The sequence below is a fragment of the Daejeonella sp. AP26 genome, assembly GCF_056680515.1.
Genome location: NZ_CM155286.1, coordinates 1,926,372 through 1,940,565, shown reverse-complemented (window position 1 = coordinate 1,940,565; position 14,194 = coordinate 1,926,372). Strand labels below are relative to the sequence as shown.

Here is a 14,194-nt window from a genome sequence, read left to right as displayed (position 1 = left end):
AATTCTAAATTATCTTTTCATTGCTCTGTCCATCTCAATCTTTGCATCCCTATCTTTTAAGGTTTCGCGCTTATCGTACAGCTTTTTACCTTGTGCTAATCCAATTTCCACCTTAGCGAAACCTCGGTCACTGGTGAATATTTGTAAAGGAATGATGGTGAAGCCTTTTTCTTCAATCTTCGTTTTTAGTTTCGCCAGCTCCTTTTTATTTAATAATAATACCCGGTCGCGTTTTGCTTCATGGTTGTAAAAAGATCCATGTGAATATTCTGCGATCTGCATATTCCTGACATACAGGCTGTTTCCTAAGAAAGCACAGAAAGCATCGTTAAGATCAGCTTTACCTTCGCGAATCGATTTTATCTCTGTTCCCAGAAGTTGAATCCCTGCCGTAAACTTTTCGAGGATGTGGTATTCAAAATATGCCCTTTTATTCTTGATGTTTATTCCTGTAGCCATAGAGAGATTTAAAACGCTAATATCCGAAGATTTTAGCTAATAAAGTTTTGATCTGTACCAGCGGTTTGATAAAAGTGATCCTTTCACGAATAAGTAAGATATAGATTCCTGTAAATATTTGTTTAGACTAATCTAAATTTATATTTTTATAAACCTAAATTTGCCCAATGAAAACTCTTGCTACATATATTTTTCTGATCTTCTTATGCTTCTCCACGTCATTGTCGTTCGCACAAATTTCAGGCAGAGTCACATCTGATGATAAGGAGATTGCTTTCGCGAGTATACAGGTGCTAAAAATGCAAACGGGAGTGTCAACAGACAGTTCTGGCCTTTACCAGATTACTGATCTTCCAGCGGGAAAGTATTCTCTTAAGGCATCTGCCGTGGGATATTTGTCATTAACAAAGCATATTATTCTTGCTGACAGCCAACAGGTAAGTCTGGATTTTCTGCTGGTGCCAGATAAGAATGCACTGAATGAAGTTGTGATCACTGGTACACTAAAGGAGGTGAGTCGGTTGGAAAGCCCCGTACCGGTGGAGGTTTATAGTCCGGCGTTTTTTAGAAAGAATCCGACTCCTTCTGTTTTTGACGCTTTGCAAAATATAAATGGAGTAAGGCCTCAGCTAAACTGCAACGTTTGTAATACGGGGGATATTCACATCAATGGCCTGGAAGGCCCATATACCATGATACTAATTGACGGTATGCCGATCGTTAGCGGACTTTCTTCTGTTTATGGACTATCCGGTATTCCAAATGCTTTAATCGAGCGGGTGGAGATTGTGAAAGGGCCTGCATCTTCACTATATGGGTCAGAGGCGGTGGGCGGTTTAATTAACATCATCACCAAAAAGCCACAGAATGCACCGGTTTTCTCCGGCGATGTTTTCACCACTTCATGGCGGGAGGTTAATACTGATGTCGGATTTAAGTTCAATGCTGGTAAGAAGGCAACCGTACTGACCGGTGTCAATTATTTTAAATATGGCAATCGCATTGATAATAACAACGATAATTTTACAGATGTCACTCAGCAGGACCGTATTTCAGTGTTTCAGAAGTGGAATTTTGATCGAAAGGAAAGTCGGATGTTTACTGTCGCGGCCCGCTACAATTATGAAGACCGATGGGGAGGCGACATGAGCTGGGATAAGTCTTTCCGTGGTGGAGATCAGCGATATGCTGAGAGCATATACACCAAGCGTTGGGAGATGATTGGGAATTATCAGCTCCCCACTAAAGAGAAGATGTTGATGGCATTTTCGTATACAGATCATAGTCAGAATTCGGTTTACGGTAAAACCCTTTACCTTGCAAAACAGAAGATCGCTTTTTCTCAATTGACATGGGATAAAAAGATTGGAAATCATGATCTGCTTGCAGGCGGCGCTCTTCGATACACCTATTATGATGATAATACACCTGCTACGGAGCTGGGGAATGATTTAAGACAAAACAATCCTGATAAGATTTATCTGCCCGGTGTATTTGTGCAGGATGAAATCGAACTATCTAAAAAGCACAAGCTGCTGATGGGTTTCAGATACGACTATAATTCGATTCATGGCAATATTGTAACCCCGCGGCTCGCATATAAATGGACTATCAACGATAGAAACATTGTTCGCTTGAACGCGGGTACCGGTTTTCGGGTTGTCAGTTTGTTTACAGAAGAACATGCAGCCCTTACCGGTGCGAGGGAGGTAGTTGTTACTGAAGAACTGCAACCTGAAAGGAGCTATAACGCCAACCTGAATTATATTAAAAAGATATACTTTAATAATGGGAGCATCATCAATCTGGATGCGTCTGCGTGGTATACACACTTCAATAATCAGATTCTTCCGGATTATTTGACTGATCCTGCCAAAATAATCTATAGCAACCTTGAGGGCTACGCTGTCTCGCGAGGCATGAGTGTTAATATAGATATTAACCTAATGAATGGTTTAAAGATCCTCGCAGGCGGTTCGTTATTAGATGTATTTTCAAAAAATGTAAATGGAGGAGTTCATAATAAAGTTCACCCTTTGCTCGCCGAGAAATGGACAGGGACATGGTCCGCTTCATACCTTTTCGACAAGCTTCATATGAGTGTAGATTATACCGGGAACATCTATGGACCCATGCGTTTGCCAAGATTAGGGGATTCAGATCCGCGTAGTGCGAATTCCCCGGTTTGGAGTTTGCAGAACATTCAGGTTACTTATAGTGGAAGTAAGAAGTATGAAATCTATGCAGGAATCAAAAATTTGTTAAACTGGACTCCAGGTAAAAGTGAACCTTTTCTGATTTCGAGGAGCAGGGATCCTTTTGATAAGAATATTCAATATGACGGTGAAGGGAAAGTTCTGGCTACTCCCGATAATCCCTATGGGTTGAAGTTTGACCCTAGCTTTGTGTATGCTCCAAACCAGGGCATTCGAGGCTTTCTAGGTCTCCGTGTCAATTTTAAGTAGCTGCAGATGAGAGCTATTAGTGCACATACTTTTATTCTGGTACTGCTTCTTGCAATTGGCTCGAAAGTCCGCGCCCAGGCTGTAACGTTTGAAAATTTGAAGGATCTACAAGACTCTGAGAACAGGATTGTTATGGTGTTTATTCAAACGAAGTGGTGCACATATTGCAATAGTATGAAGCATAGCTGTTTAAAAATTCTAGCGTCTCGGAGTTACTTAAAAGGAAGTTCTACTTGATAATTTTAGATGGCGAAGAAAATGAGACGATCAAATTTGCCGGACGTGATTTCCGATATAAGCCTACCGGTAGAAACACGGGGGTTCATGAGCTCGCAATTGAACTGGGAACGGTCAATGACCAGGTTAGCTATCCGGCTATCTGTTTTTTAAACTCCAGGAACGAGATCGTCTATCAGCATTCAGGTTACCTGGAACCCCCGGCTTTAGTTAAAGTATTAAAAACTATATCTAATTATTAGGTGATCGTTCTTATTTAATGATCAGGATTGGAATATCCACCTTGTGTCTTACGGTGTCCACAGTAGTTCCAAATATCAGATCGCTGATACCCTTGTGCCCGTGAGCTCCCATTACAAGCAGGTTTAGATTGTTTTCCCTCACAATATGTGAGATCGCTTTAGATGCAGTTCCGTAACCAACAGCTATAGTACTCTGATAGCCTAGTTTTATTAAATTTTCCTGGTATTTCATCAGATTTGCTGTGTCAGCCTGAGTTTCCAAATCCATTGCTTTGTCACCATGAAATCTCGCCGCTGCAGTTTCAACTACGTGAATTAGTAGATAACGAGCGCCTTTTCCACCCTGTATTAACGCATGCCTGATAGTATTTCGATCTTTGTCTGAAAAGTCTACTGTAATACCGATAACATTATATACCACATCCTCAACTTCCGGAATCTCCATTGCTTCTCCATGAGGCACTACAGAGATGCCCTGATCTTGTTTTCTGAAGAAAGGAGCTATTATTACATATAGAAGAAGTGCTACTATACCAATTAAAACCGGGAAAACAATTGCGTATATCCACCAGATATTTCCGCTTGAGCTTTCAATCCAAGAGCTCACCTCCTGAATTACCAGTTTGACATTTAAGCCCACTATGATGAAAGCGCTGAGCCATGCAAGGATTTTTACCCAAGTCTTAATTGTATATTCCTTCATTCGCAGTTTGTCCGAATTAAAGTGAATAAGTGGAATGATTGCAAAGCCTAACTGCAAGCTTAAAACCACCTGACTTAAAACCAACAGTTCACCAAGCGACTCTTCACCAAAATAAAGAATCGTGAAGAAAGCAGGAATGATAGCCAGCAATCTGGTCAGTAACCTTCTTATCCAGGGCTGTATTCGTAAATTAAGATGACCCTCCATTACGATCTGCCCTGCGAGAGTACCTGTGATAGTCGAGCTTTGTCCGGCCGCAATTAACGCTATAGCAAACAGGGAAGGAGCCAGCGAGCCAAATATATCTTCAAGCAGCCGATAAGCATCCTGGATCTCAGCAACCTCAAATAATCCGTTTTTGAAAAAAGCGGTTGCCGCGAGTATCAAAATAGCAGCATTAACGAAAAAGGCGAGGTTTAACGCTACCGCCGTGTCTATTAAATTATACTTTAACGCCTCCTTAATTCCCTTTGAACTGCGCTCTATTTTTCTTGTCTGAACCAGAGACGAATGCAGATACAAATTATGAGGCATTACGGTCGCACCAATGATTCCGATTGCAATATAAAGGGCATTACCAGAAAGTATGGAAGGTTGAAAGCCTGATAAAACCTCGCCGAGAGCTGGTTCGACAATAAACATTTCAGCTAAAAATGATATCCCAACTATGAACACCATGGAAACGATGAACACTTCCATCATGCGCATTCCCTTGTTCATCAGAAAAAGCAGCAGGAAAGTATCCAGGATAGTGATAGAGACGCCCCAGATAAGTGGTAGGCCAAATAACAGATTTAAGCCTATAGCCATTCCTATAATCTCAGCCAGATCACATGCTATAATTGCAATTTGTGCCAAAACGTACAAGGGATAATTTACAAGGCGGGGATATGCTTTCCGCGAGGCTTGCGCCAGATCGATTCCCTGAACAACACCTAAGCGTGCACTTAATGATTGCAAAAGCAGTGCGATAAGATTAGACATCAGCAGAATCCAGATCAGAGAGTATCCAAACTGGCTTCCTCCGGCAATATCGGTAGCCCAGTTTCCCGGATCCATGTATCCTACACTCACAAGATAAGCAGGTCCGATAAATGCCAGCAGCTTACGCCAGCCTGTTTTACCTGAGGTTTGCACTGTGCTGTGTACCTCGCTTAATGATTCACTTTTGACTGCGTTCGTTTTGGTATTCATATAACAACCAGGATATTTTTTGCCACTTCGCGACTGATAGTGACTTCTTTTGAATGATCAATTAATAGGGTGACAGAACCGTCATATTCCAATACGTCTTTAATATTAAGAACAGCTCCCAGAATCAAACCAGTTCTTTCAAGAAACTGTAGAAATACTGCTGAGTGCTCACTCACTCCTGAAATACTACCTTGTTGGCCGGGTGACAACTTTGATACCTTGATTAGTTGCTTTTGATGGAAATTTCCTTCGCTGTCAGGAATAGGGTCTCCATGCGGGTCACTTTTGGGGAAGCCTAAGAATTGATCGAGGCGGGTAATTAATTCCTGAGAATTAATATGTTCTAGTTGTTCCGCTATATCATGTACTTCATCCCATTTAAAGTCGAGTTTCTCTACCAGAAAAACCTCCCATAGCCGATGCTTACGTATTATGTTTGCCGCCGCCCGTCGTCCGGTATCCGTTAATGTAGTGCCTTGATACTTAACATAACTGATTAGTTTCTTCTCAGCAAGCTTCTTTAACATATCCGTCACGGAAGCGGCGGTTGTATTTATTGCCTCTGATATGCTGTTTGTTGTAACAACCGACCCATCTTCTTTACTGAGGTGATATATAGCTTTTAAGTAATTTTCTTCTGTAAATGAGTTCATAGACCAGCTGGTTAAAGCAAATCTAATAATAAATTTAGATTAGTCTAAAATTTAGAGGAGAATTAATGTGAATTATTCTATGTTTTTAAAATATAATATTTGGTATCCGGACTAAAAACATATTTTTGTTGCTATGGCAACAGAAATTGATAAGATAGATTTACGCATTTTAAAAATCCTACAGGAGAACGGTCGTATCACAAACCTTCAGTTATCCACTGAAGTTGGTTTATCACCGGCGCCAACTCTTGAGCGAGTGAGAAAACTGGAAAATGCAGGTTATATTAAAAGTTATCATGCCCTGGTTGATGAGGAATTGTTAGGCCTGGGAATTAAAACCTTCATCCAGGTTCAGCTGGATTTCCATAAGAATAATACTATTCAGGTGTTTCTTGAAGAAATCAAAGCCATAAAAGAAGTTACCGAGTGTCATCACGTTACCGGTCAGTGCGACTTTTTACTTAAAGTTTATGTTAAGGATATCAAAGCTTACGAAAGACTTATAATGGATAAGATTAGCAGGATCTCGGTCGTCAAAACATTTCAAACCATGATGATTATGTCGACAAACAAAAAAGAACCTGCCGTTCCATTGGAGTATTAGGAGGTATTTAAATAGAGCTTAACGTCAAATCTGCCAGTCGATAGGCTTCTTTCCATTTTCCAGAAGGATCTGATTGGTTTTCGAAAAATGCTTGCATCCAAAAAAGCCATTGTGTGCAGACAGAGGTGATGGATGGGCGGCTTCTAAAATATAATGCTTGTTAGAATCGATTAACGATCTCTTGTTTTGCGCATGCTTTCCCCAAAGCAGAAAGATTAAGCCTTTTTTTTCATTTGAAAGTTTTTTAATCACCTCATCCGTAAAAGTTTCCCAACCTCGGTTTTGATGCGAAGTTGGCTTGCCCGCCACCACGCTCAGCGTGGTATTTAACAATAATACCCCCTGATCTGCCCAATGGCCTAAATCACCATTTTCAGGTTTTTTGAAATCAGGGATATCGCTTGTTAACTCCTTGAAGATATTATTTAAAGAAGGAGGGAAGCGAACATCTTTTTTAACAGAAAAAGCCAGCCCATGTGCCTGGCCGGGACCATGATAGGGATCTTGCCCTAGTATTATTACTCTTACATTGTTAAAAGGTGTCTGATTGAAAGCATTAAACATCAGCTGTTTCGAAGGGTAGATTTGAACACCTGAAGAATGCTCGTCTTCAAGGTATTTAAGTAACTTTTGCATGTAACCTGATTCGATTTCATCGCTTAGTTGTTTATTCCAGTCGTCAGCTAATTCAATCACCATAAATGTTCGGTTTTATATTGCTTAAACAAGCAAATAAACGGATATTTGCAATTACAAATCTAACTGATTAAGAATAAGACAATGCCTAATTTTATAAGATTGATTATCGCGTTTGCGATACTGGGAGCGGCAATAGCTTTGATGGTGTTTGGCCATTGGGGCTGGGGAATACCATTGATATTTGTGGCTATTTTGGTGGCTTTAACATTTTTCTTCAATGAGAATATGCTTCTTGCTCAATATCACCTTCGTAAGGAGAACATGGATCAGGCAAAAGTGTGGTTGAATAAAATCAAAAACTACGAGAAAGAATTAGTGAGTGCACAGCATGGTTATTATCATCTGTTGATAGGCTTGATAGAATCGCGGAAAGCGCCCTTACAGTCAGAGAAATACTTTAAGAAAGCTCTTTCATTAGGAATGACCATGGATCATAATGTTGCATTAGCTAAACTAAGTTTGGCAGGGATTGCTATGGCGAAGCGCAATAAGCGCGAAGCGAGTATGTATCTTCAGGAAGCTAAGAAAGCTGATAAGAACAAGCTTCTGGCTGATCAAATTAAAATGATGAAAGATCAGATGGGCATGTTAGATCGTAACGTTCAGCAAACAAGGAATTACAGGTAACCTAGGACATGCTGCGCTTATTTATCACATAGCCTGTCGAAGCGAGTATCAATATCGATTACATCATCTCGTCGACTTATGTCCTCATCCTGTTCAAAGGATTTCCTGGTAAAGAATAATTGCTCTGATTGAATTCGCTTCAACAGCTGATAGATAAAGGATAGATCGAAGTCATCTTTGTTCAGTTTTATCAAATATTCCTGTTCTGTGATTTCTAAGCTTGAGTATTTCATAATTATAGATTTTAATTTTCTAAAAATAAAAAAGGCTTGTAAACCAAATGTTTACAAGCCTTTAACTTTTTGTGAAGCTTATGTTAATTAAACCATGCCATTATACTATCTCGCATAGGCATCGTTATATCAAGTTTCATTTTCTTTCGCATTCCACCCAGATCGTTAAATATCTTATTAGGGTTTCCAGCTTTCAGTTCTTCCACTGTATTGAACCCCATCTTTTGTATTACAGGCACCCATTCACGTGGTACTCCAATAGCTATAAAATCTTCTTCAGTAGATATTTTAGCTCTCTTCTCAGGTCTCATCTGCGGGAAGAAAAGTACTTCCTGGATAGTGCTTTGGTTGGTCATTAACATAACCAGGCGATCTATTCCAATACCTAGGCCACTGGTTGGAGGCATGCCATATTCAAGAGCTCTTAAAAAGTCTTCGTCCATGGCCATTGCTTCTTCGTCACCACGCCCTGCCAAAAGAAGCTGATCTTCAAAACGTTCTCGCTGATCGATCGGATCGTTTAATTCGGTATAAGCGTTTCCAATTTCCTTTCCCATTACAAACAACTCGAAGCGTTCTACCAAGCCTTCCTTGCTGCGATGTTTCTTAGCAAGCGGGGTCATTTCTATCGGATAGTCGGTTATGTAAGTAGGTTGGATAAGGTGCGGTTCAACCTTTTCACTAAATATTTCATCGATAAGCTTTCCACGACCCATTGAATCGTCAATTTCTATCTGAAGTTCTTTGCATGTTTTCCGGAGTGATGTTTCATCCATACCTGACACGTCAACCCCTGTATGCTTAAGTATGGATTCATACATGGTTAGCTTCTCATAAGGTCCGCCAAACTCAATCAAATGGTCACCTACCTGTACGGTTGATTTGCCATGGATTGCGATTGCAATTTTTTCCAAACATTCCTCAACCATCGCCATCATCCAGATATAGTCTTTGTAGGCCACATAGATTTCCATCGAAGTAAACTCCGGATTATGAGTCCTATCCATTCCTTCGTTCCGGAACATCTTGCCAAACTCGTACACGCCATCAAAGCCAGCTACGATTAAGCGTTTCAGATAAAGTTCATTTGCAATACGCAGAAAAAGCTGCATATCCAACGAGTTATGATGCGTTTTAAAAGGGCGGGCCGCAGCTCCCCCGTGCACAGGTTGTAAAATTGGCGTTTCCACTTCCATCCAACCCTGGTTATCAAAGTAATTCCGCATGGTGGTGATCACCTTGGAGCGGTTTATAAAAATCTCTTTAAAATCAGGATTTACGGTAAGGTCCACATAACGCTGGCGGTAACGCATTTCGGGATCTGTGAAACCATCATAAATATGACCGTCATCATCACGCTTTACGATTGGAAGAGGTTTCAGAGACTTCGATAAAATCTTCATCTCACTTACATGAACAGAAATTTCACCGGTCTTTGTAGTAAATACGTAACCTGTAACGCCTATAAAATCACCGATATCCAGAAGCTTCTTAAAAACGGTATTATAAAGAGTTTTATCTTCACCCTGACATATTTCATCGCGATTTATATAGGCTTGAATTCGTCCGGTGGAATCCTGTAATTCTACAAAAGATGCACTACCCATGATCCGTCTGCTCATGATCCGCCCCGCAAAACTGATATTCTTATAAGACGTTTTATCGCGTTCGTAATTCTCCTTTATATCCCGTGCATTTACATTGATGTTAAATGCTTCAGCAGGATACGGGTCGATTCCCAGCTTACGAAGTTCCGTCATCGCCTCACGGCGTAATATTTCCTGTTCAGATAGTCCGATACTCATTTGTAGTGTTCAGTTTTTGCAAAAATAGCTTTTTCAGTGGAGAAAATGGATTTCTACAGCCGGTTGAAATTCAATAATTTGTTGGTTATGTTGTGGAAATGTGCAGGTCAGTTAGTCTGCATCAACTTCCTGCAGATACATATCGTTTATAGCATCAGCATATTTTTTTTCAATAACCTTGCGTTTAGCCTTAAGGGTAGGCGTAATTTCGCCTTCCTCAATTGTGAAAGGTTGGCGTTTGACTATAAAGGCTTTAATTCTTTCAAACTTTGACAGTTCGGTTGAAAAGTGTTTAATATCTTTGCCAATCCAGTCGATAATCTCTTTATCAGTAATAAAAATCTGCTTATCATTAAAGAACTCTTCCTGCAGATGAAAAGTCTCCTCCATAGTCTCTTTGGCAGGAATAATTATGGCAGTAACATACTCACGTTTATCACCAATTAAAAAAATGTGTTCAATTTTTGAGCTTTTTAAATAAGTGTTTTCAACTGGTGTAGGATATATGTTCTTCCCATAGGCATTCACCAGCATATTCTTAATCCTGTCTGTAATCTGAAGATTGCCCTTATAGAATCTCCCAACATCGCCAGTATGAAACCAACCATCCGGATCAATGACTTGTGCAGTTTCTTCCGGCTGATTCCAGTATCCTTTCATCACACAATGGCCGCGAACGATTACTTCACCCTCCTCACATTCGAAATCTTCATTGAAAGTATTGTGGGTTTGAACGGTAATAAATTCCTTTGTCTCTACATCCTGAATTGCTACCTCTATTCCCGGAATGATTCGTCCAACAGTTCCGTAAACCTGCCGGTGATATTCTGTAACCGACATTACTGGTGACGTTTCAGTGAGACCAAAACCTTCAAGCACCTTGATGCCCAGGTTACCAAAGAATTCTCCTACATTTTTAGGAAGTGCGGCTCCTCCGGATAGCATAAACTTTAAGCGGCCCCCTGTTTTCTCTTTGATTTTACTAAAAACGAGTTTGTTAGCTAATTTATGCTCCAGATTTAATAAAATTCCCGGGCTTTTTCCCGATTCTTTGATCTCCCGATGCTGTTGGCCAATCGCAATAGCCCATGTGAAGATTTTGGCTTTCATTCCCCCTTCTGCAGTACCGCCTTTCATAGCCTTATCATGTATGCGCTCTAAGAGTCGTGGTACGCAACTCATAACCGTCGGTTTTACTTCAGCCATATTTCTGGCTAATAGCTCGAGGCTTTGTGCAAATGCAATTTTACAGCCTCTTGCGCAGCACACATGGTAAGTAGCTGTCCGCTCAAAAACATGAGAAAGTGGGAGAAATGATAAGAACGTTTCGTTTTCGTCAATCACAGGTATCTGCTGCAAACAGACCCGCACATTCTCAACAAAGTTAGAGTGCGTAAGCATTACACCTTTAGGTATCCCTGTTGTACCCGAAGTATAGATTAGAGACGACAGATCGGAAGGAAGAATTCTGTCCCTAACATGCGTAAGTTGTTGTTGAAAATTTACTATTTGTGAACTGCCTTCAGATATCAGATTTTGCAAGCTGATTACACCTGCATTAAGATTTATTTTTTCAAGGTGTTTTTCATAATCCGGGAACACCGGGATAATCCTCTGCAATTCCGAACAGCGATTGGCGATCTTTAAGATCTTACGGAATAAGAAGGGGTTTCCGACCAGTATGCTCCGTGCACCCGAATCATTTAAGATATACTCAATTTCACCTTCTGATAGAGTAGGATATATTGACACGTTTACGGCCCCAATTTGTTGGAGGCCCTGATCGTAATAAACGTATTCAGGAGAATTCTCGATGATCAACGCCAGCCGGTCACCTTTATTAATGCCCATCTCCAAAAAATAGCAAGATATTGCGTCGGCATTGTACAGTACCTGCTCGTAGCTTATTTCTTCCCAGGAATCTTTTACCTTTTGTAAAAGGAAAGTCGTAGTATCTGGATGGACTTGTTTGACCACGTTGCGAAGCAAGCTTGGTATGGTTGTAAGTCCTTTATCTAAACTCATTTGGATCAGTTTTATTTTGACAATAATACAGAATAGCTGTATAATACAAAAGGACTCAAATTTGAGTCCTCTATACTAGAAACCGGTTATTGCCTTATCAAGTTATTATACTGAAAAACTTTCGCCGCAGCCACAAGTTCTGGTAGCATTTGGATTATGAAAATTAAAACCCTTTCCATTGAGTCCATCAGAGTAATCAAGTTCAGTTCCTGCTAAATATAGAAAAGACTTCATATCCAGAGCTAAACGTACTCCCTGATCTTCAAAGAACTGATCACCAGGTTTTTCCTCATTGTCAAAATCCAGTTTGTAAGACAAGCCAGAACATCCGCCACCCTGAACCGACACGCGCAGGAAATGGGTGCTATCCAACCCGTTTTGCTGCATTAGTTCTTCTACCTTGCTTTTCGCTTTATCTGTTACTGTAACCATGTTAAAAATATTAGAATCAAGATTTGAGAGATGAGAATATCTAATATCTCAAATCTCATCTCCCAAATCTCAATTAGTGATGTGACTTTTCGCTAACCAGTGCTTCAAGACCATTCTTCACCCGGTAATCATTGATAGCAGCCTTTATTGCATCTTCTGCCAAAACTGAACAATGAATTTTTACCGGTGGTAATGCTAGCTCTTCAACAATATCCATATTATCAATCTTCATCGCGTCGTCAATAGATTTGCCTTTCAACCATTCTGTCGCCAGAGATGATGATGCAATCGCAGATCCACATCCGAAGGTCTTAAATTTCGCATCGGTAATTACGTGATTCTCGTCAACCTGTATCTGCAGGCGCATCACGTCGCCACACTCAGGTGCGCCGACTAAACCAGTACCAACGTTATTATTTCCTTTATCAAGTGTACCAACGTTACGCGGATTGGTATAATGATCAATTACTTTTTCTGAGTAAGCCATAATTTTTTTTCTTCCGGTAATCCCGGTATTTGTATTTAATTAATCCAATAATATTGCCAATTCACTCCAGGTGACAAATAGTCTCACCTGATCATAATGTCCGTTTAGTGTTCTGCCCACTCTACTGAATCCAGATCAACTCCGTCTTTAAACATTTCCCAAAGTGGAGATAGTTCACGGAGGTGATTAACTGCTTTCTTGGTCTGCGCTATAGCAAAGTCAACTTCCTCTTCTGTAGTAAAACGTCCCAACCCGAAGCGGATCGACGAATGAGCCAGATCATCAGATAAGCCTAAACTCTTCAAAACATATGAAGGCTCAAGGGAAGCTGATGTACAGGCTGAACCTGAAGAAACCGCAAGGTCTTTCATAGCCATCATCAATCCTTCACCTTCTACGTATTTGAATGAAATATTGGCAACATGCGGTAAACGGTTGTCAGGATTACCGTTAAGGTAACTTTCTTCCATCTCTAATAATGAAGTCTGCAATTTATCTCTTAAAGCTGAAAGACGTTTAGACTCTTCTTCCATTTCTAAGCGACATAATTCCGCAGCTTTACCCAAGCCGACGATTCCCGGAACGTTTAAAGTTCCTGAACGCATACCGCGTTCATGACCTCCACCATCCATTTGAGCAGTAACCTTTACTCTTGGATTTTTACGACGAACATACAGCGCACCAACACCCTTAGGGCCATACATTTTGTGACCGGTGAAGGCCATTAAATCTATTCCGTCGGTATTAACGTTTACCGGAATTTTGCCAACAGCCTGAGTAGCATCTGACATAAATAACGCACCATGCTTATGAGCAATAGCAGCAATTTCTTTAATCGGTTGGATAACACCAATCTCGTTATTGCCATACATGATCGAAACCAAAATGGTCTTCTCGGTCATGGCAGCTTCCAGCTGATCAAGGTCTATCAAACCATCTTCCTTAACGGGAAGGTAGGTAACAACAGCGCCTAATTTCTCAAGATGTTTGCATGCATCAAGAACGGCTTTGTGTTCAGTAGTGCAGGTAATTATATGATTTCCTTTTTCCTTATACATTTCAAACACTCCCTTAATGGCAAGGTTGTCAGATTCTGTAGCGCCGGAAGTGAAGATAATTTCTTTTTCAGTAGCACCTATTAACTGGGCCACCTGTTCCCGGGCATAATCCACTCCTTCTTCGGCAGCCCATCCAAAGGCGTGATTGCGGCTGGCAGCATTACCGAATTTAGAATTGAAATAGGGGAGCATTGCCTCTAGAACTCTTGGGTCAAGAGGCGTGGTGGCGTTGTTATCTAAGTAAATTGGAAGATTCATTTAAATTGTGTTT

General features: G+C 40.6%; 14 protein-coding genes. 4 read left to right on the top strand and 10 right to left on the bottom strand.

Annotated features, from left to right (window positions below):
* Positions 1-9: 9 nt before the first annotated feature.
* Positions 10-459: an SsrA-binding protein SmpB gene (gene smpB, locus AC1MCB_RS08335; RefSeq protein ID WP_479968287.1), complete on the bottom strand. Its 450-nt coding sequence runs from the start codon at positions 457-459 to the stop codon at positions 10-12.
* 167 nt (positions 460-626) lie between these two features.
* On the opposite strand from smpB, the gene AC1MCB_RS08330 reads away from it, so the two are divergent.
* Positions 627-2,924, top strand: coding sequence for a TonB-dependent receptor (locus tag AC1MCB_RS08330; protein WP_479968286.1), 2,298 nt, complete (start codon positions 627-629; stop codon positions 2,922-2,924).
* 233 nt (positions 2,925-3,157) lie between these two features.
* Entirely contained in the window at positions 3,158-3,403 is a 246-nt protein-coding gene (locus AC1MCB_RS08325) for a hypothetical protein (protein ID WP_479968285.1), read from the top strand.
* A gap of 10 nt (positions 3,404-3,413) precedes the next feature.
* Here AC1MCB_RS08325 and AC1MCB_RS08320 read toward each other — a convergent pair whose 3' ends face one another.
* Both AC1MCB_RS08320 and AC1MCB_RS08315 read right to left on the bottom strand, forming a co-directional pair.
* The gene (locus tag AC1MCB_RS08320) at positions 3,414-5,300 is read right to left on the bottom strand and encodes an Nramp family divalent metal transporter (protein ID WP_479968284.1); all 1,887 of its coding nucleotides are present in this window, start codon (positions 5,298-5,300) and stop codon (positions 3,414-3,416) included.
* On the bottom strand, positions 5,297-5,953 hold the full coding sequence (locus tag AC1MCB_RS08315; RefSeq protein ID WP_479968283.1) for a metal-dependent transcriptional regulator: 657 nt from the start codon (positions 5,951-5,953) through the stop codon (positions 5,297-5,299). Before AC1MCB_RS08315 ends, AC1MCB_RS08320 begins: the two co-directional genes overlap by 4 nt.
* 133 nt (positions 5,954-6,086) lie before the next feature.
* On the opposite strand from AC1MCB_RS08315, the gene AC1MCB_RS08310 reads away from it, so the two are divergent.
* Positions 6,087-6,557: an Lrp/AsnC family transcriptional regulator gene (locus AC1MCB_RS08310; protein ID WP_479968282.1), complete on the top strand. Its 471-nt coding sequence runs from the start codon at positions 6,087-6,089 to the stop codon at positions 6,555-6,557.
* A 24-nt stretch (positions 6,558-6,581) separates the two neighbouring features.
* Here the strand turns inward: AC1MCB_RS08310 and ung are convergent, their stop codons facing one another.
* Positions 6,582-7,256, bottom strand: a complete 675-nt coding sequence (gene ung, locus AC1MCB_RS08305) for a uracil-DNA glycosylase (RefSeq protein WP_479968281.1) — start codon at positions 7,254-7,256, stop codon at positions 6,582-6,584.
* An 81-nt stretch (positions 7,257-7,337) separates the two neighbouring features.
* On the opposite strand from ung, the gene AC1MCB_RS08300 reads away from it, so the two are divergent.
* Positions 7,338-7,883, top strand: a complete 546-nt coding sequence (locus tag AC1MCB_RS08300; RefSeq protein ID WP_479968280.1) for a tetratricopeptide repeat protein — start codon at positions 7,338-7,340, stop codon at positions 7,881-7,883.
* A gap of 17 nt (positions 7,884-7,900) precedes the next feature.
* Here the strand turns inward: AC1MCB_RS08300 and AC1MCB_RS08295 are convergent, their stop codons facing one another.
* The 6 genes from AC1MCB_RS08295 to AC1MCB_RS08270 all read right to left on the bottom strand — a co-directional run bounded on the left by AC1MCB_RS08295 (position 7,901) and on the right by AC1MCB_RS08270 (position 14,181).
* A complete protein-coding gene (locus AC1MCB_RS08295; protein WP_479968279.1) occupies positions 7,901-8,116 on the bottom strand; it encodes a hypothetical protein in 216 nt (71 codons plus the stop codon).
* An 83-nt stretch (positions 8,117-8,199) separates the two neighbouring features.
* Positions 8,200-9,921, bottom strand: coding sequence for a lysine--tRNA ligase (gene lysS / locus AC1MCB_RS08290; RefSeq protein WP_479968278.1), 1,722 nt, complete (start codon positions 9,919-9,921; stop codon positions 8,200-8,202).
* 111 nt (positions 9,922-10,032) lie between these two features.
* Positions 10,033-11,946: an AMP-dependent synthetase/ligase gene (locus AC1MCB_RS08285; protein ID WP_479968277.1), complete on the bottom strand. Its 1,914-nt coding sequence runs from the start codon at positions 11,944-11,946 to the stop codon at positions 10,033-10,035.
* A gap of 105 nt (positions 11,947-12,051) precedes the next feature.
* On the bottom strand, positions 12,052-12,378 hold the full coding sequence (locus tag AC1MCB_RS08280) for a HesB/IscA family protein (RefSeq protein WP_479968276.1): 327 nt from the start codon (positions 12,376-12,378) through the stop codon (positions 12,052-12,054).
* 73 nt (positions 12,379-12,451) lie between these two features.
* Positions 12,452-12,865 carry a Fe-S cluster assembly scaffold IscU gene (gene iscU, locus AC1MCB_RS08275; protein WP_479968275.1) on the bottom strand — a complete coding sequence of 138 codons (414 nt, stop codon included), beginning with the start codon at positions 12,863-12,865 and terminating at the stop codon, positions 12,452-12,454.
* Positions 12,866-12,969: 104 nt separating this feature from the next.
* The gene (locus AC1MCB_RS08270; protein ID WP_479968274.1) at positions 12,970-14,181 is read right to left on the bottom strand and encodes an IscS subfamily cysteine desulfurase; all 1,212 of its coding nucleotides are present in this window, start codon (positions 14,179-14,181) and stop codon (positions 12,970-12,972) included.
* Positions 14,182-14,194 lie beyond the last annotated feature (13 nt).